This window comes from Streptomyces sp. NPDC050287 (assembly GCF_044459385.1).
GTDB lineage: Bacteria > Actinomycetota > Actinomycetes > Streptomycetales > Streptomycetaceae > Streptomyces.
This window is the reverse complement of record NZ_JBITIY010000005.1, coordinates 358517-378825: the sequence shown is the minus strand read 5'-3', so window position 1 is coordinate 378825 and position 20309 is coordinate 358517. Positions and strand designations below refer to the sequence as shown.

Genomic DNA, 20309 nt, shown 5'->3' with positions numbered 1-20309 from the left:
CGTAGTTTGACATCCGGCGTACTACGATGCCTATCGTACGAGTCGTGCATCGCCCCGCGACGATTGGAGCAGCTCACCATGAGCGCCCTCTTCCAGCCCCTGAGCCTGCGTGACGTGACCATCCCGAACCGGGTCTGGATGCCCCCGATGTGCCAGTACTCGGCAGCCCCGGAGGGGCCCGACACGGGCGCCCCGAACGACTGGCACTTCGCGCACTACGCGGCCCGCGCGGTCGGCGGTACGGGGCTGATCATCGTCGAGGCGACCGGTGTCAGCCCCGACGGCCGGATCTCCCCGTACGACCTCGGCATCTGGAACGACACCCAGGTCGAGGCGTTCCGCCGGATCACCCGCTTCCTGGTGTCCCAGGGCACGGTGCCGGGTGTCCAGTTGGCCCACGCCGGCCGCAAGGCCTCGACCGGCCGGCCCTGGAAGGGCGGCGCGCCGGTCGGTCCAGAGGAGTACGGCTGGCAGCCGCTGGCGCCCAGCGCGCTCGCCTTCGACGAACGGCACCCGGTCCCGACCGAGTTGACGCCCAGTCAGATCCAGGAAGTCGTCGGCCGGTTCGCGGACGCGGCCGGTCGCGCCCTCGCCGCCGGCTTCGAGGTCGCTGAGATCCACGGGGCCCACGGATACCTGATCAACGAGTTCCTCTCCCCGCACTCCAACCACCGCACCGACGCTTACGGCGGCTCGTACGAGAACCGCACCCGCTTCGCCCTCGAGGTCGTCGACGCCGTGCGCGAGGTGTGGCCGGACGACAAGCCGTTGTTCTTCCGCATCTCGGCGACGGACTGGCTGGAGGACGGCGGCTGGACCCCCGACGACACGGTCCGCTTCGCCCGCGACCTCCAGGACCACGGCATCGACGTCCTCGACGCCTCCACAGGCGGCAACGCCTCCGGCGTCCGCATCCCGACCGGCCCGGGTTACCAGGTGCCCTTCGCCGCTCGCGTCAAGGCGGAGACGACTTTGCCGGTCGCCGCCGTCGGCCTGATCACCGAGGTCGAACAGGCCGAGAAGATCCTGGTCAACGGAGAGGCCGACGCGGTGCTGCTCGGCCGGGAGCTGCTGCGCAACCCGTCCTGGGCCCGGCACGCGGCACGTGAGCTGGGGGCGGAGGTGCATGTGCCGGACCAGTACCACCGGTCCGTGTGACCCGAGAGCCGCGTTCACGCGTGTGGTCGGAGAGCCTGGGCGTCGGGTGATCCGAAGGCCTGGGCGTTATGGGATCCGAGGGCCTGGGCGTCATGGAATCCGCGGGCCTGGGCGTCATGGAATCCGCGGGCCTCGGGATCCTCGTGCTCCACGGAACCCGGCGGCGGAGTGACCCCGGAACCAGCACCGGAGTCACCTCGCTCGGACCTCAACTCACCGTGCACGCCGTCCCGTTGAACGTGAACGCCGTCGGTGCCGCGCTGTTGCCGGAGTGGTTCGCCTGATAGCCGATGGTCACGCTGCCGTTCGGGGCCAGCGTCGCGTTGTACGCCGCGTTCGTCGCCGTCACCGCACCCGACGCCGGGGCGTAGGTGGCGCCCCAGCCGTTGGTGATGGTCTGGCCGGCCGGGAGGGTGAACCCGAGTTGCCAGCCGTTGACCGAGGTCGTGCCGGTGTTGGTGAGGGTCACCGAACCGGTGAGGCCGGTGCTCCAGGCGTTGGTCGTGGCCGTCACCCTGCAGGCGCCCGGCTGTGGTTGGGGCGCGGGGCCGGAGCTGTCGAGGCCGAAGAAGGTGAGGGCGCGGGATGCCATGCCGTCGGCGTAGAGGTTGTGGCCGACGCCCTGGAGGCTGATCGCCTCGACGGGGGCCCGGTCACCGGTGGCGCCGTAGCGGGTGCGGGTCCAGCCGGAGACGGGTGAGTCGGTGGCGGCCGGGGTCTGGCCGGCACCGAGCACGTTCGTCCACTGCTTGATCTCCTCGCCGAAGTTGGGATAGCGCAGCACGTCGTCCTCGGTGCCGTGCCACACCTGCATCCGCGGCCGGGGCCCGGTGTAGCCGGGGTAGGCGGAGCGGACCAGGTCGCCCCACTCCTGCGGGGTGTGGGTGACCGTGCCGTTCGCGCAGGCACTGTTCCACTCGGAGCCGTCGGTGGTGGCGAAGCAGCCGAAGGGCACGCCGGAGAAGGCGGCGCCGGCCGCGAACACGTCGGGGTAGTCGCCCAGCAGGACGTTCGTCATCATCGCGCCGGAGGAGATCCCGGTGGCGTAGATCTTCGACGTGTCGGCGCTGTAGGTGCGGGTGACCCAGTCGATCATCGACTTGATGCCGACGGGATCGCTGCCGCCGCCCCGCTTCAGGGCCTGCGGCGAGGCGACGTCGAAGCACTTGCTGGCGCGGGTGACCGACGGGTACACGACGACGAAGCCGTAGCGGTCGGCCAGTCGGGCCCATTCGGTGCCGTTGTACATGGCCGGTCCGGAGCCGGTGCAGTAGTGCACGGCCACCACGACCGCCGGGTGCGCGGTGACGCTGTCGGGCACGTACAGGTACATCTGGAGGTTGCTCGGGTTGGTGCCGAAGTTCGTGACTTCGGTGAGGGCCGCGGTGGGGGCCGCGGCGGCCTCCCGGGGGCGGGCGGTGGCCGCCGGAGCGGTGAGGACGGTGACCGCGAGCAACGGCACCAGCGCTCCGAGGAGCGCCACGAGCACCGAACGCAGCGGTCTCCGTGCGGTGTTGCGGGGGGTTGCGCGGGGGGTGTCGTGAGCGGTGGTGGACACGTCCTTGCCCCTTTCTCAACAGGTTGGGTTCGTCCTGCCTCGAAGCTCACCTTGTGGGCTCGACGGCACGACGGCGGTGTCGCGGAAGCCGCTCGGGAACTCGGCGAGCGTGGCGGTGCCGGCGGTCGTGGCGCAGACGTGCCAGCGGTTCCCGCATCGGAAGACCGCCGGATCCTTCACCGGGACCATCGGGTGCGTGGCGTCCGGCTCGAGGCTGATCGGCGGACCGGTGGACGCCGAGCTGAAGGAGTCGGGCAGCGGCCCCTGCCGGCCGGGGCGGGAGTCCTCAGCGGCGGCCGGGCCGGGCGCCAGGGCGGTCAGACCCACCGCGAGTGACACCGGGACCAGCCCGCTGATGAACGTACGCATACGTGGAGACGTCATCGACTCGCCCCTCTCGAAGGGAAGCGCCCGCCGAGCATCGTGGCATGCACATGGCCGCCATGGAAGCGCTCCCACGCTTCGAAAGAATTCGCTCCCGCGCTCGCCAGGCGTGGCCGAAAGTGTTCTGCACGAGGCGTTGACTAGAAAGCGCTTGCCCTCTACGTTCCGTTCAGCAGTGTGACCGACCGGCGCCACCTCACCCCCACATGGTCACTCTGCTCACGCGCAGCGATCAGAATGGAGAACAACGTTCATGTACTGGGCCAGGTAGGTACTTTCAGGCACCTTTGAAGGGACGCACCCGCAATGCGCACTCTCCCCCCACGTACACATGCGCAAAGAAGGCACCGGCAGCCGGCGCGGCCACTCTCGCCCCTGCACGGAAACGACCTGGGTGGAGCCGCCACCGAGGTCTCGCGGGTCGGCACCTTCACCACCTCGCCCTCCAGCTGCTCCGCCGAGCCCGCTTCCTCCGTCGTCGCCCCGGTGACGAACGGTGCGGGCACCGGAAAGCTCTGACCGTCCCCCACACAGGAAGAAGGAACAGGGACATGACTTCTTCAGCACGTCCGCGCGTCCGCATGCGCGCGCTGACCGGCGCGATGGCCGCCCTCGGCCTATCGGTTGGCATGATCATGACTAGTGGAGCCCTGACCCCGGCGGCCGCCGCCACCTGGCCCACCGCGAACGGCAGCCAGGGGGTGTCCGCCACCATCTCGGTCTCGGGCACCAAGGACTACGGGATGAAGCGCCTGTACGGCACCGGCGCACTGGGCAGCGACAGCCAGGACGAGGACCAGGGACCGATCCTGGAACTGGCCGCCGGTGCCGTGCTGAAGAACGTCATCATCGGCGCCCCGGCGGCCGACGGCGTCCACTGCAAGGCCAGCTGCACGCTGCAGAACGTGTGGTGGGAGGACGTCGGTGAGGACGCGGCCACGTTCCGCGGCTCCTCGTCCTCCAACGTGTACACGGTCTCCGGCGGTGGCGCGAAGGAAGCCAGCGACAAGGTGTTCCAGTTCAATGGCGCCGGAACGCTGAACGTGTCGAACTTCGCCGTGAAGAACTTCGGCACCTTCGTCCGCTCCTGCGGCAACTGCTCGACGCAGTACAAGCGGACGATCAACCTCAACACCATCGAGGCGACCTGGCAGGGCAACAAGCTCGTCGGTATCAACACCAACTACGGCGACAGCGCGACCCTGAGGGGCATCACGATCGTCGGAGACAGCAGCAAGAAGATCATCCCGTGCCAGAAGTACATCGGCAACAACTCGGGCAAGGAACCGACCACCAACGGTTCCGGCCCCGACGGCACCTACTGCAAGTACTCCACCTCGGACGTCACCTACAAGTGATCCGTCGAGGTCACGTGTGAGGTGAGAGGCGGCCGTACGAAGCGTCCCTGCACGGCGCTTCGTACGGCCGCCGCGTCATGGGGGCAGAGAGTGCCGCCCTCGCCGTGCGCGCGGGGGCACGGGTCGCGTCATGCGCCACGCGCGACCTGGGGCACCGTGTCCGCCAGTTCCTCCTGGTAGTCCGTGTACGCGGTGCGCAGTTCCGTCCCCGGCCAGTCCTCCGGCAGGAGTGCGGGAGGCAGGACGGGATCGGCGAGCAGATGGCGTACGACGGCCGCGAACGCGGTGAGCCGGTCGGCCGGCCGGTCCGTACGGGCCACGTGGGCGAGCAGGGCACGGGCTGTTGCGGCCCAGATGTCCAGGGGCCACAGGCTCGCCGCCAGCTCGGACGCGGGCCGCTCGGGACGGGCCGTGTAGCACTGGGCCACCGGGGCGAGGTCGGCCGGGAGCGGTCGGCGCAGGTTGGCGGGCCGCAGCCAGACTCCCTCGCGGAGTTCGGCGAGCCGGAGCGCGGTCAACCGGGCGCGCAGCTCGGCGCGTTCGGCGGGGCCGCGGCCGGTCGCGGTGACCACCACCATCTCCCAGTCGCCGTCCCACGCGCGCGTGCGGGGGTGTACGGCGTCGTCCTGACGGCGCTGACGCGCGAGCAGGCGGTCACTGAGGCGGTGCACGGAGTCCGTGCGCTGCAGATCACCGGCGGCCACCATCCGGCTGAGCGCGGCCCGCAGCGTGGATCCGCCGACACCGAAGGGCTCCACCGCCCGCACCAGGTCCTTCACGGCGAGCTCCGGTGGATGCGCGCCGAGCAGCAGGCTCAGCACGACCGACCGGGCGGACAACGGCCGCAGGTCGACCTCCCCCGGCTCCACCGACACGTTCCTCCGCATGGTCACGTACTGTACGGGCGCCTCTTGTGTTGCATCATTGCTACAACCGCAGCGAGAGTGCAACATGGATTCCATGGTCTCGATTCCCGTGCACGAGCATGCCGCCACCCACGACGTCACCAACCAGCCCCCTTTGCTCGCCCCGTACGACGCGTCCGCGGACACAGCCCTGCTGGAGGGGCTGCACCGGGAGGGCGCCGGCTGGGCCGAGGAGGACATCCGGCGGCTCGGGCTCAGGTCCGGCAGCGCCGAGGCCCAGGAGTGGGGTGAACAGGCCAACACCCACGAGCCCGTCCTGCGCACGCACGACCGGTACGGCCACCGCGTCGACGAGGTCGAGTTCCACCCGAGCTGGCACCACCTGATGCGGGTCGCGGTCACCGAGGGACTCGCGGGAGCACCCTGGGCGGACGCCCGGCCCGGAGCCCACGTGGCGCGTACGGTGGGCGGCCTGGTGTGGGGGCACACCGACGCCGGGCACGGGTGCCCGACGTCGATGACGTACGCGGCGGTCCCCGCGCTGCGCAAAGAGCCGGAGCTCGCGAAGGTCTACGAGCCCCTGCTCACCGGCCGCGCGTACGAGCCGGAGCTCAAGGTGCCGACCGAGAAGCGCGGCCTGCTGGCGGGCATGGGGATGACCGAGAAACAGGGCGGCTCGGACGTCCGGACGAACACCACGGCGGCCACACCCACCGCCGAGCCCGGCATGTACACGCTGCGCGGGCACAAGTGGTTCACGTCGGCGCCGATGTGCGACCTTTTCCTGGTGCTGGCGCAGGCTCCGGGCGGCCTGTCCTGCTTTCTCGTGCCGCGTGTCCTGCCGGACGGCAGCCGCAACACCTTCCGCATCCAGCGGCTCAAGGACAAGCTGGGCAACCGGTCCAACGCCTCCTCCGAGCCCGAGTTCGACGGGACCGTGGCCTGGCTGGTCGGGCCGGAGGGCCAGGGCGTCAAGACGATCATCGAGATGGTCAACTGCACGCGCCTGGACTGCGTGATGATGTCGGCCACGCTGATGCGCAAGACGCTCGTCGAGGCCGGACATCACGTGCGTCACCGCAGCGCTTTCGGGGAGCGGCTGCTCGACCAGCCGCTGATGCGCAACGTCCTGGCCGATCTGGCGCTGGAGTCCGAGGCGGCGACGACACTCACCCTGCGGCTGGCCGGAGCGGCCGACCGTGCGGTGCGCGGGGACACCGGGGAGCAGACCTTCCGGCGGATCGCCACCGCCGTCGGCAAGTACTGGGTCACCAAACGGGGGCCGGCCTTCACCGCGGAGGCCCTGGAGTGCCTCGGCGGCAACGGCTACGTCGAGGAGTCGGGCATGCCACGCCACTACCGCGAGGCTCCCCTGCTGTCGATCTGGGAGGGCTCGGGAAACGTCAACGCACTCGATGTTCTACGGGCGTTGCGGCGACAGCCGGAGGCCGCCGACGCCCTGTTCGGCGAACTCGCCCTGGCGCAGGGGGCGGACGCCCGACTGGACGCGGCCGTGACGCGGCTGAAGGGGCAGTTGACGCAGGCGTCGGAGGGGGGTGCGCGGCGGCTGGTGGAGCTGATGGCCCTCGCCCTGCAGGCCTCCCTCCTGGTGCGGCACGCCCCGCCCGCCGTCGCCGACGCGTTCTGCGCGACCCGGCTCGGCGGCGACTGGGGCCACGCCTTCGGCACCCTTCCCGAGACGGCCGATCTGGACGGGATCCTGGGGCGGGCGCTGACCTTCGGACACTGAATCCCTGCACACCGTCACGCACCGGTTCCGCTTCGTTGTCAGTGCCGTGGTGAAGACTCACGATCAGGTGGTACTTCGCCTGGGGAGGACAACGTGTTCACGGGGATCGACGACGTCGACTGGGCCGCGCTGCGCCATGCGCACGGCAGCGCGGAGGACGTGCCCGGACTTCTGCGGGGGCTGGCCTCGCCGGACCCGGCCGAGAGGGGGGAGGCGCTGGACCGGATGTACGGCACGGTGCACGACCAGGGCACCGTGTACGACTCGACACTGGCCTGCGTTCCGTTTCTGCTCGCGCTCGCGGGCAACGAGACCGTGCCGGAGCGGGACGGGATAGTCGAACTGCTGGTGAGCATGGGGACCGTGGGCCAGGAGGCGGAGGTCGGTCCGGAGCGCGGGAGCGGTGGGCCCCCGGGGCAGCTGAACGGGTTCAGAGGCAGCGGGGCGTCGGCTGCTCGCGTGATCCGGGCCGGGGCCGAGGTCTTCGTGCGGCTGGCCGGGGACGCGGACGCCGCGGTGCGCCGGGCTGCCGCGGGCGCGCTGGTGCGGTTCCTCGACGAACCGGCCCGGGTCCTGGATGTGCTGCGGAAGCGGATCGCGGCGGAGCGCGACGACGGAGTGCTGCTCGCGCTCACCGAGAGCCTCGGAGTGTTCGTACGACGGCACCCCGCGTACGCCGGTGAGGCGCTGGAGCTGCTGGTGGCGCGGTGCGGGCCGCCGTACCAGCCGGGGCTGCGGCTCGCGGCGCTCGGTCAGCTCGTGGGCTGTGCTCCCGACCGGGCCCCGTCCGACCTGGTGCCCCTCGCGGTCCGGCTGCTCAGGGAACGCTCAGCGCGGCGCACCGTGCGGCGGGAGGTGGCCGGCGGATCCGGCAAGGAGACGCTCGCCCGCCGTCTGTACCGACTGCGGCCGGTGGACGAGGAGGGCTCCCATCTGCTGCGCTCCCTGCACACCGCGCTCGACGACCGGGTGGCCGACCGGATCGCCCTCCTCGACGGGCAGTTGACCAGCCCGGACCCGACCGACCGCTGCAACGCCGTGTGGATGGCGGCCGGGTTGCTGCGCGAGTGGCGGACCGGCCACAGCGGCCTCGTCACCCTGATCGGGGCCCAACTGGACGAAGAGGTCGGCTGGTTGTCCGATGCGGCGGTGTCCGTCCTCATAGATCTGTTCGGCCTGGCCGCGCTGGCCGCCGATCGTCTCGCCGCGCTGGTGGCTTCCCGGCCCGACCGGTGGGTGCGGCGATGTCGGTGCGGGACGCTCCTGCTCGGCGACCCGCTCAAGGCCCTGGCCAGATGCGGGGATCCGCGGGCGGTGCCGGTTCTCGCGGAGGTGCTGGCGGGGCCGGTCGTCCCCGGTGATCTGGGGCAGGCGATCGGCCACCTGGGCCGGGCAGCGGCGTCTCTCGCGCCCGTGGTGCGGCGCCGGCTCGGCGCGATACCCCTCGGTTCACCGCGGGCCCCGGACCTCGCCGTACCTCTTCTGTCGGCGCTTCTCACCCTGGGTGACCGGGATGCCCTGCCGGAGGTGATGCGGCTGGTGCGCGGACCGTCGGACGGGCTCCGGCCGGACGACGCGCACCTGGGGCACCTGGTCCGCGCGCTGGGCCTGTTCGGGCCCGCCGCGCGGGAGGCGGTGCCGGTGCTGCGGGGGCTGCTGGACACCGAGCGGGCGAGCGCGGCGGCGGGTGCGTTGTGGGAGGTGGAGGGGGAGGCGGCCGTCGTGCTGCCCGTCCTGCTGCGGGAGATGGCGGGTGGGGACCACCGTCGTCGCCGGCAGGCCGTGGAGGTGCTGTCGCGGATGGGGCCGGCCGCCCGTCCGGCACCGGCCGCGCTGCGAGGCGCCGTGGCGGACGGGCCGGTGCGGGAGCGGGTGGCGGCCGGGTGCGCACTGTGGCGGATCGACGGGGACGCCGAGCCCGTCCTTCCGGTGCTGCGGACGGGCTGGACGGAGCACCCGCACACCCGCGCCGACGTCGCCGAGTGCCTCGTGGACATGGGACCGGCCGCCGCGCCGCTACGAGACCTGCCGGAGGCGGAACTGGCCTCGCGGCGACGCCACCTCGCGCTTCCCGGCGGTCACGGAAGCCACGACATCCCCAAGGACGAGCGGCTGGTCGGACTGTGCCGGGCGGCACTGGCGGGCGGGTAGGACAGCAGCACGGGTGCCGCCTCCCGTCGACAGCGAGTGGCCGACTCCCTGGCGACAGCGGGTGACCGACTCCCCCGACAGCGGGTGGCGGTCTCCCTCTCCCTCGGCAGCAGGCGATGGACTCCCGCTCAGCCCGTCGTGCGCCCCCACAGGGGACCGAACCGTGCCCACTCGGCGTCCCACTGATCCATACGCCGGCGTTCCAGGCGCCCGCGCAGCACACGGCCGCCGACGAAGGGCATGGCCGCGGCGCCGACACCGATCAGGACGCCGGTCAGGGCGGCCCGCAGACGGGCCTGGCCGGCGGTGGCGGGCTTGGTCACCAGGCGGCCCTCGGGGTCCGTCCAGACGGCGACCGCAGTCCCGGGGCTGCTGCCGGGGTCCACGCGGGCCTGGCCCGTGTGTTCGGAGCCGTCCGGCGCCGTCCAGCGCACCTTGGCCCACACTCGCTCGCCGCTCGCCCTGCTGGAGGGCGCGGCCGCCGTTCCCGGCGCCTTTTCGCTGAGGTGCGCCATGACCGAATGCCACTCGACGCGTTCCCGGGCCAGGCTGTGCTCCACGGTCCGGGCGACGCCCAGACCCGCGAGCACGCCGGCGACCACGGTGAGCGCCCAGGCACCGAGCACAAGCCAGGCCTCCACCGCGTCGGCGCGCCGCTTGAGCGGATTGCGCCGCCAGCGCCACAGCCACACCTTCGGACCACGGAACGCCATCGCAGGCATCCTCCTCATCAGCGCACGAACATGCCGGACCGCCCTCCCATACGGGAGCCGGGTCCTGGATGCTCACGGCGGGTTTCCCGACTGGACGGTCGCGCGCGTCCCGATCCCGCGCGACACCTTCGCGAAAACGGCCCGCGGGTTCCGCGGCACCGTTACCATCGCCGCGCTGACCTGCGGCGGAGCCGGTTCCGGGGGTGACTGTCAGTGGTGGGGTGCAAACTGTCGAGTGGCTGGGACAAAGACGTCGCGGAGGTGACCGGCATGACCGAGGTACTGCTCGCCGTAGGCACGCGCAAAGGCCTGTTCATCGGGCGCAGACGAGGTGCGGCCTGGGAGTTCGACGAAAGCCCTTACTTCAACGCACAGGCGGTGTATTCGGTCGCCATCGACACCCGCGGGGACCGTCCGCGGCTGCTGGCCGGCGGTGACAGCGCGCACTGGGGCCCGTCCGTCTTCCACTCGGACGACCTGGGCCGGACCTGGACCGAGCCGGCCCAGCCGGCGGTCAAGTTCCCGCCCGACACAAAGGCCTCGCTGGAGCGGGTCTGGCAGCTGCACCCGGCGGCCGCCGAGCCGGACGTGGTGTACGCGGGCACGGAACCGGCAGCGCTGTACCGCTCCGAGGACCGCGGGGAGAGCTTCGACCTGGTCCGACCCCTGTGGGAGCACCCCACGCGGTCCAAGTGGGTGCCGGGCGGCGGCGGCGAGGGTCTGCACACCGTCCTCACCGACAAGCGGGATCCGCGCGCGGTCACGGTGGCCGTGTCGACGGCGGGGGTGTTCCGCACCAAGGACGGCGGCGTGAGCTGGGAGCCCTCCAACTCCGGTGTCTCCGCGGTGTTCCTGCCGGACCCGAACCCGGAGTTCGGCCAGTGCGTGCACAAGGTCGCACGGGACGCGGCCACCCCGGACCGGCTGTATCTGCAGAACCACTGGGGCGTGTACCGCAGCGACGACGCGGGCGCGCACTGGACGGACATCGGCAAGGGACTCCCGTCCACGTTCGGCTTCGCGGTGGCGGCGCATCCCCGTCGCGGCGACACGGCCTATGTGTTCCCGATCAACGCCGACGCGGACCGGGTGCCGGCGGGCCGGCGATGTCGGGTCTTCCGGACGGCGGACGCGGGCAAGAGCTGGGAGCCGCTGACGGCGGGCCTGCCCCAGGAGGACCACTACGGCACGGTGCTGCGGGACGCGCTGTGCACGGATGACGCCGACCCGGCCGGCGTCTACTTCGGCAACCGCAACGGCGAGGTGTTCGCGTCGGCCGACGACGGTGACAGCTGGCGGCAGTTGACCTCGCATCTGCCGGACGTGCTGTGTGTGCGGGCCGCGGTGGTCGGATGAGCCTGAAGCGCTTACCGCCCGGCCCGCCGTGCGGCCTTGGCCACCGGTTGATCTCCGTTGCCCGTACGGCTGTAGGTGGCGCTTGTCCCGGTGGGCGGCCTGGTCCTCCTTCTCCGGGACGACTGCCTTGATGTGTGGCGTCAGCGCAGGTGCGCGCAGTTGCCGCGGGGCGAGTACGCCGGGTCCTGGAGAGCGAGTCCTCCACCCGGTTCGCAGACCCTCGACGTCGACCATCGCGTCGCGAGGCGCCGTGGGCCGCTGTGCCGGACCCGTTCGGGTGGCCCGCACCAGCTCTGGACCCTGGCACGTGGTCATGCCGGACCAGGATCGGGCTCCCGCCCTGCGTCGTTTCCCCTTCTGCGCGGGCGCATGGCTCGTTCCTGTCCGCACAGCCGGGCCGGTTGCCCGTTGATCCACATCCGTAGCGGGTAGTCGGGTCCGCATGGCTGAAGTCGTTCAGGCAGGACTGTGGGGGCTGGTGGCGGGCTCGGCGCTGCTGCTCGGTGCCGCGCTGGGATACGGGCTACGGGTGCCGCAGAAGGTGATCGCGACCGTGATGGCCTTCGGTGCCGGGGTGCTGATCTCAGCGGTCTCCTTCGAGCTGGTCGGGGAAGCGTACGAGCAGGCGGGGCTCGCTCCCGCGGCTGTCGGCACGCTCGTCGGCGCGCTGGCCTACACCGGGGGCAATGTGTGGCTGGCCCGCCGGGGCGCCCGGCACCGCAAGCGCTCCGGTAACGCACGGGCACAAGCGCAGCCCTCAGAGACCGAACAGGGCGGTTCCGGGACGGCGCTCGCACTCGGTGCCCTGCTCGACGGCGTACCGGAGTCCGCGGTCATCGGCGTCAGCCTGCTGGACGGCGGTGCGGTCAGCCTGGTGACCGTGGCCGCGGTGTTCATCAGCAACGTCCCTGAGGGTCTGTCCAGTTCGGCGGGGATGAAGCAGGCCGGCCGCACCAAGAGGTATGTCTTCGGCGTCTGGGCGGCGATCGCCGCAGCCAGCACGGTGTCGGCCGTCCTCGGTTACACGGTGGTCGGTTCCTTCTCGCCCGCCGTGATCGCCGCGGTGACCGCGGTCGCCGCCGGTGCGATCCTCGCCATGATCGCCGACACGATGATCCCCGAGGCGTTCCAGGACGCCCACCTGGCCATCGGACTGATCACCGTGAGTGGCTTCCTCGTCTCGTTCGCACTCTCCCACACCTGACCGCTGGGGTTGGGGCGGGTGGACCGTGCGGTGGCGCTGTGGTCGACGGCACGGATCTGGTCCGTGGTCACCCACGCGAGTCCATGATCGCCCGGCTCTTGTCGATCAGCCCCGGGTGTGGCTGAGCTGGGCGGACGGCTTGAGCGTGCAGTTGATCCGGACGCTCGGGGCACCCCCGCCCGGCTTCACGCCCGGGGCGGGGAAGGCGGCTTCCACCGGCCGGCCGCCTCCCACACCGAGAAGGCGGGGGTACCCAAGAACCAAATCCGGACCAGGAGCGGGCCAACTCGGGTTCTTTCCCTGCCTTCCAGCCGTTGGCGCAGGTCCGACGCGGCCGCCCCGGCGTACCCCCAGCAGACGAAGAACCGCCGGCACTTCGGAAAGAGACCAGGCCTTCGCAACCGCGTTGCCCTACGGCAGCCGCCAGTCCACCGGCTCGGCACCCTGCCCGGCCAACAGGTCGTTCGCCCGGCTGAACGGACGCGAACCGAAGAAGCCGCGGTCCGCCGACATCGGGGACGGGTGAGCGGACTCGATCGCCGGAAGATCCCCGAGCAATGGCCGCAGATTACGCGCGTCACGCCCCCACAGGATCGACACAAGGGGCTTCCCGCGTCCGGCCAGGGCGCGAATGGCCTGCTCGGTGACCTCCTCCCACCCCTTGCCCCGGTGCGCCCCCGGACTGCGCGGCGCGGTGGTGAGCGCCCTGTTCAGCAGCAGCACCCCCTGCTCCGTCCACGGCGTCAGATCACCGTTGGACGGCCTGGCCAGCCCCAAGTCCGTGTGCAGTTCCCGGAAAATGTTCTCCAGACTGCCCGGCAACGACCGCACCTCCGGCGCCACCGCGAAACTCAGCCCGATGGCCATCCCCGGTGTGGGATAGGGATCCTGACCGACGACCAGGACGCGGACGTCATCGAACGGCTGCTGGAAGGCCCGCAGGACGTTCGCTCCGGACGGAAGGTAGGTCCGGCCGGCCGCTATCTCGGCCCGAAGGAAGTCCCCCATCGCAGCGATACGTTCGGCCACAGGTTCAAGGGCCTTCGCCCAGCCTGCTTCAACAAGTTCATGCAAGGGTCGTGGTGCCACAGCGCGTCACCCTACTGGCACACCCCGGGCTTCCGCACAGATGCGGAAGCCACCACGCACGGACGCCGCCCTCGGCGCTACTCTTCCTCCGGATCAAGGTCATCGAGCCGGTCCCGCAGCTCGCGCAGTCGGTCACCCGGAAGGAGGGGAGCCTGTTGCCTCCAGTGATCAAGCCACTCCGCCATGGGCGTCGCGCCTCGCCAACCCCTCGTGGCGGGAACAGAGGTCTCGGAACTCTCGCACGTGCGGCGGGGCCGTCGTTCTCGGTCGCGCACGAGGTGCGTCCGCTGCCGGGCAGCCTGACCGACATCATCCGGGAGCCGACCGCCGCACCGCGCAATCCGGGGGCGCACCGGGACACGGGCCGGCGCTTCAGCCGGGCCGACGGCCTGTTGATCGGCCAGGGCGGACAGCCGGTGGACAGGCGTCTGCCGTGACCGGTGCGGCGGACGGGTTCCTCGCCGTCGACTCCGGCGGCTCCGGCCTCCGTGCCGTCGTCGGTACGGCCGCGGGCACCCGGCGGGCCGAGCGGCAGGCCCGGGAGCCGGTGCGCACGGGTGACCGGGGTATCGACCCGGTGCACTTGATGGAGCAACTGGTGCCCCTGGTCCGCGCGTTGACCAGCGAGACCGGGATCGGCGGGCTGGGCACCGCGGTGATCGGTGCCGCCGGTCTCGCCACCCTGGGTGAGGCGCTGCGTGCCGAGCTTCCCGGCGCGCTGGCGCGGGAGTTCGGTGTCCGTCAGGTCGCGCTCGTCGCCGACGCGGTCACCGCCTACACCGGTGCGCTGGGAACACGGCCAGGTGCGGTGGTCGCCGCGGGCACGGGGCTGATCGCGATCGGTACGGATCTGACCCGCTGGCACCGGGCGGACGGCTGGGGGCATCTCCTCGGCGACTGCGGCGGCGGCGCCTGGATCGGGCGGGCCGGACTGGAGGCGGCGCTGCGGGCCCACGACGGTCGGGAGGGCGGCTCCGCTCGGCTGCTGACCTGCGTCGAGGAGGTGTTCGGGCCCGCCCGGGAGCTGCCCGGCAAGCTGTATCCGCGTGCTGACCGTCCCGCCGTGCTGGCGTCCTTCGCGCCCCAGGTGGCGGCCTGTGCCGCCGACGATCCCGTCGCCGCGGACATCCTGCGTGCCGCGGCCCGGCACATGGCCGACTCCGCGGCCGCCGTCTGCCCGCCCGCCGGCGCACCCCGGGTCGCCCTCACCGGGGGCCTGTTCAGGATGGGTGACCCGCTGGTCGTACCCCTGGAGGAGGAACTGGCGAGGCGGCTGCCGCATGCGCGGCGGGTGGCCGCCGAGGGCGATCCGTTGCGAGGGGCGGCCCGTATCGCCGCGGCTCTGGCCACCGGCTCGCTCGCTCTGCCGCGTGATGAGGCGATGCTGTCCGTGGTTGACACAAAAGGGGAAACTGCGCCCGGAACAACCGCTGATCAGTTTTGATCCGTACGTAACTCATCAGACAAAACAGGACGGATACCGCTCACCTGCACCCTCCCCGAACAGGGGAGCCCCATATGCCAGTAACATGCGACGCCATGAGCTCCCCCACTGGGCCCGCGTCCGGCCTGCCAGTACGAATGCCGCGACCTCGCCAGCCCGGGCGGCACCGCCGACCCGAGCCGCTGGCGGCTCCCGAGGGCGCCCCCGCGCTGGTTCTGGCGGTTCCGGGCACCCCGGGCGCCGCCACGCGCAGTCTTGCCGACGAGGTCGTGAGCATCGCACGCTCCGAACTCCCCGGCCTCGACGCCCGGATCGGGTACCTGGACGGGGACGACGCGGAGTTCCCCACCCTGCAGGCCGTGCTGGCGCACGCCGCGGAGGAGCGCACCGGCCGGTACGAGCAGGCCCGGGCCGCCGGTCTGGACGTCAAGGAGCCCGACGGGCCGGTGGCCGTGGTCGTGCCGCTGCTCGCCGGTCCGGACAGCGCGCTGTTGCGCCGGGTCCGCCAGGCCGTGATGGAGAGCCGGGTCGCGGCCGACCTCACCGATGTGCTGGGCCCGCACCCGCTGCTCGCCGAGGCGCTGCACGTACGGCTGTCGGAGGCCGGGCTGGCCCGCGCCGACCGCGCCCGGCTGTTCACGGTGGCGACCGCCGCGGACGGCATCATCCTGGCATCCGTGGGCGGTGACGAGGCGGTGCAGGCGGCCGGGATCACCGGCATGCTGCTCGCCGCGCGCCTGGCCGTGCCGGTGATGGCGGCCGCGCTCGACCAGGACGGCTCCATCGCGTCCGTCGCCGAGCAGCTCCGTTCCTCCGGTTCACAGCAACTGGCGCTCGCGCCGTACCTGATAGGGCCGGAGATCGAGGCCGGTCTGATCGAGGAGGCGGCCAGGGAGGCGGGCTGTTCCGCCGCCGAGGCCCTCGGCCCGTACCCGGCGATCGGCAAGCTCGCCCTGGCCAAGTACACGACCGCGCTGGGCATCGCGCCGCAGCAGCCGCAGGGCGCGCCGGTCCGCTGACGCGCACCGCACGTCGGTACGGCGAAAGGGCCCGCTCCGCGCAGGAGCGGGCCCTTCGCCGTGCGGGCGCCGGGCCGGTTCAGCCGATGACCACGCAGGACACGGCGGTCACCTCGATCGAACCCTCGAAGCGCGGCAGTCCGGTCGCCGGATCGACGGCGAACCAGGCGACGTCGCCGGAGCGCTCGTTGGCGACGTAGAGACAGCCGTCCGCCTCGGTGAGCGCTCGAGGCCAGCGGCCGCCGCAGGGCACCGTGCCGACCAGCCGCAGACCCTCACCCTCGCCCTCGACGGCGAACGTGGAGACGACGTCCTCGCCCCGGGTGGCGGTCCACACGAAACGGCCGTCGGGTGAGGCGACGATGCCCGAGGGGTAGGCGTCGCCGGCCGGGGCGCCGGGCAGGACCGGAGTCTCGGCCAGCGGCTTCAGCGTGCCGTCCGCCGCGTCCCAGCGGCAGACGGTGACGGTCGGGACGAGCTCGTTGACGACATAGGCGTACGAACCGTTGGGATGGAAGACCAGATGGCGCGGGCCGGAGCCGGGCCGCAGGGGCGCCTCCCGGTGGAGTACGAGGCCGCCGTCGGTCAGCGTGCAGACGCGCACCGAGTCCGTGCCGAGGTCGACGCTGACGACCCAGCGGCCGGTCGGATCGGACTGGACCTGGTGGGCGTGCGGGCCCTGCTGGCGGGGGGTGTACGGGCCCGAGCCGGTGTGCCGGAGCACGGCGGACGGGGCGGCGGCGAGGGCCCCGTCGGGGCGAAGCGGCACCGCTGTGACGCTGCCGGAGCCGTAGTTGGCGGTGAGGACGTGGCCCGCGTGGACGCCGAGGTGAGTGGGGCCGTCCCCGTCGACCGGCACCGGAGAACCGGTCGGCTCGGGCTGGTCCTCGGTGACGCGGTACGCGGCCACGGCACCCTCGGCCGTCTCGCTCACCGCGTAGAGCGTGCCGCCGTCGGGCGCGAGGGCCACGTAGGACGGGTCGGGGAGATGGTCCAGAGTGCTGAGCAGGGTCAGCGCGCCGCTGCCCTCGTCCACGGCCGCCGTCACGATGCCGGGCCCTCCGGCCGCCGTGAAGGACCCGATGAAGGCCCGCCGTCCCCGCCTGCCGCCGTATGTCACCGCGGTCCCCTTTCGGTGCTGTGCCGGTGCAGTGCCAGTGCCGCGCCGTCGGGGTGACCGTAGCAGTCGATCACGCAAGGTCTAGACCAGATGGGGGAGATTCGGCTGCCGTCCGCGCTCGTAGGCCCTCCTCGGGGCCGGAATCACTCCCGCCACGCCGCCGCGCCGCCATGCCCAGCCCCGCCATGCAGAGCCCCGCCCCGGGCGGGCGTCTCAGGCGCCGACGAGCGGCGAGCCCGAGGGGGCCCGCAGGGGTGTGGCCAGTTCCGCGAGGGCGCGCTCCAGGCCGTGCAGGTGGGCCAGCGCGGGTAGTGGGGCCCGGCCGCCTTCTCCCTCCGCACCCGGCACACCGCCGTCCGCCCGAGCGCCCTCGGCCACCCCACCTCCGGTGAGCGCCTCCACCGCCCTCTCAACCCGTCGGCACGCCATGGCCAGGCGGGCGTCGTGGGAGGCCTCCGGGTGTGCGGCGATGGTGGTCAGCCCGTGGATCTCGTGGGCGCAGGCGTCGAGGAGGGCCAGGACTCGGCGGGCGCGGCATTTGCGGGCGCGCATCGGGTTCAGAGGGTGGACCAGCGGGGCGGTCGAGAGGCGTACACGGCCGAGGAGCCGCTCCAGTTCGGCCACGCGGGGTGCGGGGTCGGCCGTGGGAGAGCCGGCCAGGCGGGCCGCCGCCTCGGCCGTGCAGGCGTGGACGCAGTGCAGGGCCCGCTGGATCCAGGCGTCGGTGACGGTGTGCGTGGAGATGGGCAGGACGAGGAGCACCGCGAGCCCGGCACCGACCGCGCCGACGCCGGTCTCCGCCAGGCGGAGGGCCAGCAGGCCTGGCTCCAGGACGCCCAGGAGGCCGTAGAGCAGCTCGGCGAGCAGGGTCACGCAGAGCATCATCCAGGTGTAGGACACGGCGGCTGTGTAGAAGATTCCGAAGACGCAGGCGGCGAGGAGCACGGCCGTCGGGACCGGGGCCCCGGCAAGCGGGACGGCCATGAGCAGGCCGAGGCCGATGCCGATCACCGTGCCGAGGACCCGGCGGAAGCCGCGGACCAGGGTCTCGCCGCGCGAGGTGGTGTTGACGAAGATCCACCAGGTGGCGCCGACGGCCCAGTACCAGCGCTGCCCGGACACCAACTGGCCCACGACCAGGGCGAAGCCCGCGCCGCTGGTCGCCTGGATCGCCTGGCGGGTGGTCACGCGGGCGAGGCCGGTGCCGCCCGGCGGGGCGGGTGCGGGGGCGGGCGGGAGGCGGCGCTCGTAGCACCACAGGCCGAAGCGGGTCGCGGCGGCGGTGAGGACGGACAGGACGACGGCCGCGTACAGCTCGGGCAGTTGGCCGGTGGTGGCGTGCAGGAACTGCGCCACGAAGAAGGTCATGAAGGCGAACACGCCGAGGCTGTGCCCGCGCGGGCCCCAGCGCCGCGCGTACACGCCCGCGCCGACCACGGCGAGGAAAGTGAGGTCGCGGGCGACGGGCTGGTCGTGCAGGGCGGCCGCGGCGGCGAGCACGGGCAGGCCGACTGCGGGCAGCAGCGCGGTGGTGACGGCCTGGCCGCGGACGGTGGCGTCCGTGACGGTGAACAGGGCGAGCAGGGCGGCCAGTCCACCGGTGACGGCGCCGATGAGCGAGTGTCCGGCGAGCCCGCACAGGACCACCGCGAGCCAGATGCCCAGCACGGCCCGCGCGGCGAACCGCAGCCGCACCCGCCCCGGGTCCGGCGCCACGAACGTCCGCTTCAGCACTGCTTCCCGCCCCTTCGCCCCTGGCATGCAAAAGGCGCCGCGGGGTCCGCAGCGCCATCGACGCACCCATTGCAGCACCAAGTCCTCACTTGGCTCAAGCGGTGCGTGAGATGCTGGGCCATTGGTACAGGAACAACGGTACTGGCGCGTCCATCGGCGGGCCAACGGACCATGGACGAGGAGGCCGGCGCGATGTCCGTGGACGAGCTGGACACCCGCATCCTGCGGCTGCTGCTGGAGCAGCCGCGTACGAGCGTGCGCGAGTACGCCCGGATCCTCGGGGTCGCCCGCGGCACGCTGCAGGCCCGTCTCGACCGGCTGGAGCGGGAGGGGGTGATCACCGGTACGGGACCGTCCCTGTCCCCCGCCGCGCTCGGCCACCCGGTGCTCGCGTTCGTGCACATCGAGGTCACCCAGGGGCATCTGGACGACGTGGGGGACGCGCTGGCCGCCGTACCCGAGATCGTGGAGGCCTTCTCGATCACCGGCGGCGGCGATCTGCTGACGCGGGTCGTGGCACGTGACAACGCGCAGTTGGAGGACGTGATCCAGAAGCTGATCAGCCTGCCGGGAGTCGTTCGCACCCGTACCGAGGTGGCCCTGCGCGAGCGGGTCCCGTACCGGCTGCTGCCGCTGGTGGAGTCGATGGGACGAGCGGCCCGGAAACCCGGAAAAGATCTTTGACATCCTGGAACCATGAGCAATCTCGGCGACACCGCGGTCATCTTCGATCTCGACGGAACGCTCGTGGACAGCGAGCCGAACTACTACGAAGCGGGCCGGCAGGTCCTCGCCACGTACGGCGTCTGTGACTACACCTGGTCGGACCATGAGCGGTTCGTCGGCATCAGCACGCTGGAGACGGTCGCCGTCTGGAAGGACGAGTACGGTCTGCGGGCGTCCGTCGACGAGATCCTCGCCGCCAAGAACCGTCTCTATCTGGAGCTGGCCCGCGCCTCCACGCGCGCCTACCCCGAGATGCGCGCCTTCGTGGAACTGCTCGCGGCGGAGGGCGTCCCGACGGCGGTGGCCTCGGGTTCGTCGCCCGAGGCCATCGCGGCGGTGCTGGCCGGGACCGGCCTGGGCGCCTATCTGCGGACGTCCGTGTCGGCGGACGAGGTCGCCCACGGCAAGCCCGCTCCGGACGTGTTCCTGGAGGCGGCCCGCCGGCTCGGCGCGGCCCCGGCCGACTGCGTGGTCGTGGAGGACGCGGCGCCGGGCGCCGCCGCCGCGTACGCGGCCGGGATGCGCTGCATCGCGATCCCGTACGTCGCCGCGCAGGCCGGCGGTCCGGAGTTCGCCACCGCGGATCTGCTGGTGGCGGGCGGTCAGGCCGCGTTCACGGCCCGGACCGCCCACGACTGGCTGGTGCGCACGGTGCCGGTGGCGTGACCGTGCTCCCGGT

17 protein-coding genes and 1 pseudogene are annotated in these 20309 nt (G+C 72.3%); 11 read left to right on the top strand and 7 right to left on the bottom strand.

The features are described 5' to 3' along the window. Nucleotides 1-78 precede the first annotated feature (78 nt). Entirely contained in the window at nt 79-1158 is a 1080-nt protein-coding gene (locus ACIBK3_RS20285; protein ID WP_399367172.1) for an NADH:flavin oxidoreductase/NADH oxidase, read from the top strand. A gap of 208 nt (nt 1159-1366) precedes the next feature. On the opposite strand, the gene ACIBK3_RS20280 is transcribed toward ACIBK3_RS20285, so the two are convergent. Together ACIBK3_RS20280 and ACIBK3_RS20275 are read right to left on the bottom strand one after the other, a co-directional pair. After that, the gene (locus ACIBK3_RS20280; RefSeq protein WP_399367170.1) at nt 1367-2716 is read right to left on the bottom strand and encodes a PHB depolymerase family esterase; all 1350 of its coding nucleotides are present in this window, start codon (nt 2714-2716) and stop codon (nt 1367-1369) included. A gap of 15 nt (nt 2717-2731) precedes the next feature. Beyond that, nucleotides 2732-3100, bottom strand: coding sequence for a hypothetical protein (locus ACIBK3_RS20275; RefSeq protein WP_399367168.1), 369 nt, complete (start codon nt 3098-3100; stop codon nt 2732-2734). Between the two features lie 375 nt (nt 3101-3475). On the opposite strand from ACIBK3_RS20275, the pseudogene ACIBK3_RS20270 reads away from it, so the two are divergent. Continuing rightward, nucleotides 3476-3619 (top strand): annotated as a pseudogene (locus ACIBK3_RS20270) (pectate lyase); the annotation flags it as partial. Nucleotides 3620-3651: 32 nt separating this feature from the next. Further along, a complete protein-coding gene (locus ACIBK3_RS20265) occupies nt 3652-4458 on the top strand; it encodes a pectate lyase (protein WP_399367166.1) in 807 nt (268 codons plus the stop codon). Nucleotides 4459-4586: 128 nt separating this feature from the next. Here the strand turns inward: ACIBK3_RS20265 and ACIBK3_RS20260 are convergent, their stop codons facing one another. Further along, complete coding sequence (locus ACIBK3_RS20260; protein ID WP_399367164.1) at nt 4587-5345, bottom strand: PaaX family transcriptional regulator C-terminal domain-containing protein; 759 nt, start codon at nt 5343-5345, stop codon at nt 4587-4589. Between the two features lie 64 nt (nt 5346-5409). Here ACIBK3_RS20260 and ACIBK3_RS20255 point away from each other — a divergent pair, with 64 nt between their 5' ends. Both ACIBK3_RS20255 and ACIBK3_RS20250 read left to right on the top strand, forming a co-directional pair. Continuing rightward, complete coding sequence (locus ACIBK3_RS20255; protein ID WP_399367162.1) at nt 5410-7074, top strand: acyl-CoA dehydrogenase family protein; 1665 nt, start codon at nt 5410-5412, stop codon at nt 7072-7074. A 93-nt stretch (nt 7075-7167) separates the two neighbouring features. Continuing rightward, a complete protein-coding gene (locus ACIBK3_RS20250; RefSeq protein WP_399367160.1) occupies nt 7168-9225 on the top strand; it encodes a HEAT repeat domain-containing protein in 2058 nt (685 codons plus the stop codon). A gap of 128 nt (nt 9226-9353) precedes the next feature. On the opposite strand, the gene ACIBK3_RS20245 is transcribed toward ACIBK3_RS20250, so the two are convergent. Then, on the bottom strand, nt 9354-9938 hold the full coding sequence (locus tag ACIBK3_RS20245; RefSeq protein ID WP_399367158.1) for a hypothetical protein: 585 nt from the start codon (nt 9936-9938) through the stop codon (nt 9354-9356). A gap of 270 nt (nt 9939-10208) precedes the next feature. Here ACIBK3_RS20245 and ACIBK3_RS20240 point away from each other — a divergent pair, with 270 nt between their 5' ends. Further along, nucleotides 10209-11294, top strand: a complete 1086-nt coding sequence (locus tag ACIBK3_RS20240; protein ID WP_399367156.1) for a WD40/YVTN/BNR-like repeat-containing protein — start codon at nt 10209-10211, stop codon at nt 11292-11294. Between the two features lie 442 nt (nt 11295-11736). After that, entirely contained in the window at nt 11737-12498 is a 762-nt protein-coding gene (locus ACIBK3_RS20235) for a ZIP family metal transporter (protein ID WP_399367154.1), read from the top strand. Nucleotides 12499-12909: 411 nt separating this feature from the next. On the opposite strand, the gene ACIBK3_RS20230 is transcribed toward ACIBK3_RS20235, so the two are convergent. Beyond that, the gene (locus ACIBK3_RS20230) at nt 12910-13587 is read right to left on the bottom strand and encodes a uracil-DNA glycosylase (RefSeq protein WP_399367152.1); all 678 of its coding nucleotides are present in this window, start codon (nt 13585-13587) and stop codon (nt 12910-12912) included. Nucleotides 13588-14020: 433 nt separating this feature from the next. Here ACIBK3_RS20230 and ACIBK3_RS20225 point away from each other — a divergent pair, with 433 nt between their 5' ends. Both ACIBK3_RS20225 and ACIBK3_RS20220 read left to right on the top strand, forming a co-directional pair. Beyond that, nucleotides 14021-15031 carry an N-acetylglucosamine kinase gene (locus ACIBK3_RS20225; RefSeq protein WP_399367150.1) on the top strand — a complete coding sequence of 337 codons (1011 nt, stop codon included), beginning with the start codon at nt 14021-14023 and terminating at the stop codon, nt 15029-15031. Nucleotides 15032-15126: 95 nt separating this feature from the next. Then, the gene (locus ACIBK3_RS20220; protein WP_399367148.1) at nt 15127-16050 is read left to right on the top strand and encodes a sirohydrochlorin chelatase; all 924 of its coding nucleotides are present in this window, start codon (nt 15127-15129) and stop codon (nt 16048-16050) included. A 79-nt stretch (nt 16051-16129) separates the two neighbouring features. Here ACIBK3_RS20220 and ACIBK3_RS20215 read toward each other — a convergent pair whose 3' ends face one another. Together ACIBK3_RS20215 and ACIBK3_RS20210 are read right to left on the bottom strand one after the other, a co-directional pair. Further along, nucleotides 16130-17170, bottom strand: coding sequence for a lactonase family protein (locus tag ACIBK3_RS20215; protein ID WP_399367146.1), 1041 nt, complete (start codon nt 17168-17170; stop codon nt 16130-16132). 213 nt (nt 17171-17383) lie between these two features. After that, a complete protein-coding gene (locus ACIBK3_RS20210; protein WP_399367144.1) occupies nt 17384-18904 on the bottom strand; it encodes an FUSC family protein in 1521 nt (506 codons plus the stop codon). A gap of 192 nt (nt 18905-19096) precedes the next feature. Here ACIBK3_RS20210 and ACIBK3_RS20205 point away from each other — a divergent pair, with 192 nt between their 5' ends. Further along, entirely contained in the window at nt 19097-19588 is a 492-nt protein-coding gene (locus ACIBK3_RS20205) for an Lrp/AsnC family transcriptional regulator (RefSeq protein WP_399367142.1), read from the top strand. A gap of 12 nt (nt 19589-19600) precedes the next feature. Then, entirely contained in the window at nt 19601-20296 is a 696-nt protein-coding gene (locus ACIBK3_RS20200; RefSeq protein ID WP_399367140.1) for an HAD family hydrolase, read from the top strand. The last annotated feature ends 13 nt before the right edge of the window (nt 20297-20309 follow it).

Coding starts and splice junctions, on each gene's coding strand:
- ACIBK3_RS20285 (WP_399367172.1), top strand. CDS start 79: ATGAGCGCCCTCTTCCAGCCCCTGAGCCTGCGTGACGTGACCATCCCG.
- ACIBK3_RS20275 (WP_399367168.1), bottom strand. CDS start 3,100: ATGACGTCTCCACGTATGCGTACGTTCATCAGCGGGCTGGTCCCGGTG.
- ACIBK3_RS20265 (WP_399367166.1), top strand. CDS start 3,652: ATGACTTCTTCAGCACGTCCGCGCGTCCGCATGCGCGCGCTGACCGGC.
- ACIBK3_RS20260 (WP_399367164.1), bottom strand. CDS start 5,345: ATGCGGAGGAACGTGTCGGTGGAGCCGGGGGAGGTCGACCTGCGGCCG.
- ACIBK3_RS20255 (WP_399367162.1), top strand. CDS start 5,410: ATGGATTCCATGGTCTCGATTCCCGTGCACGAGCATGCCGCCACCCAC.
- ACIBK3_RS20245 (WP_399367158.1), bottom strand. CDS start 9,938: ATGGCGTTCCGTGGTCCGAAGGTGTGGCTGTGGCGCTGGCGGCGCAAT.
- ACIBK3_RS20240 (WP_399367156.1), top strand. CDS start 10,209: ATGACCGAGGTACTGCTCGCCGTAGGCACGCGCAAAGGCCTGTTCATC.
- ACIBK3_RS20235 (WP_399367154.1), top strand. CDS start 11,737: ATGGCTGAAGTCGTTCAGGCAGGACTGTGGGGGCTGGTGGCGGGCTCG.
- ACIBK3_RS20220 (WP_399367148.1), top strand. CDS start 15,127: ATGAGCTCCCCCACTGGGCCCGCGTCCGGCCTGCCAGTACGAATGCCG.
- ACIBK3_RS20205 (WP_399367142.1), top strand. CDS start 19,097: ATGTCCGTGGACGAGCTGGACACCCGCATCCTGCGGCTGCTGCTGGAG.
- ACIBK3_RS20200 (WP_399367140.1), top strand. CDS start 19,601: ATGAGCAATCTCGGCGACACCGCGGTCATCTTCGATCTCGACGGAACG.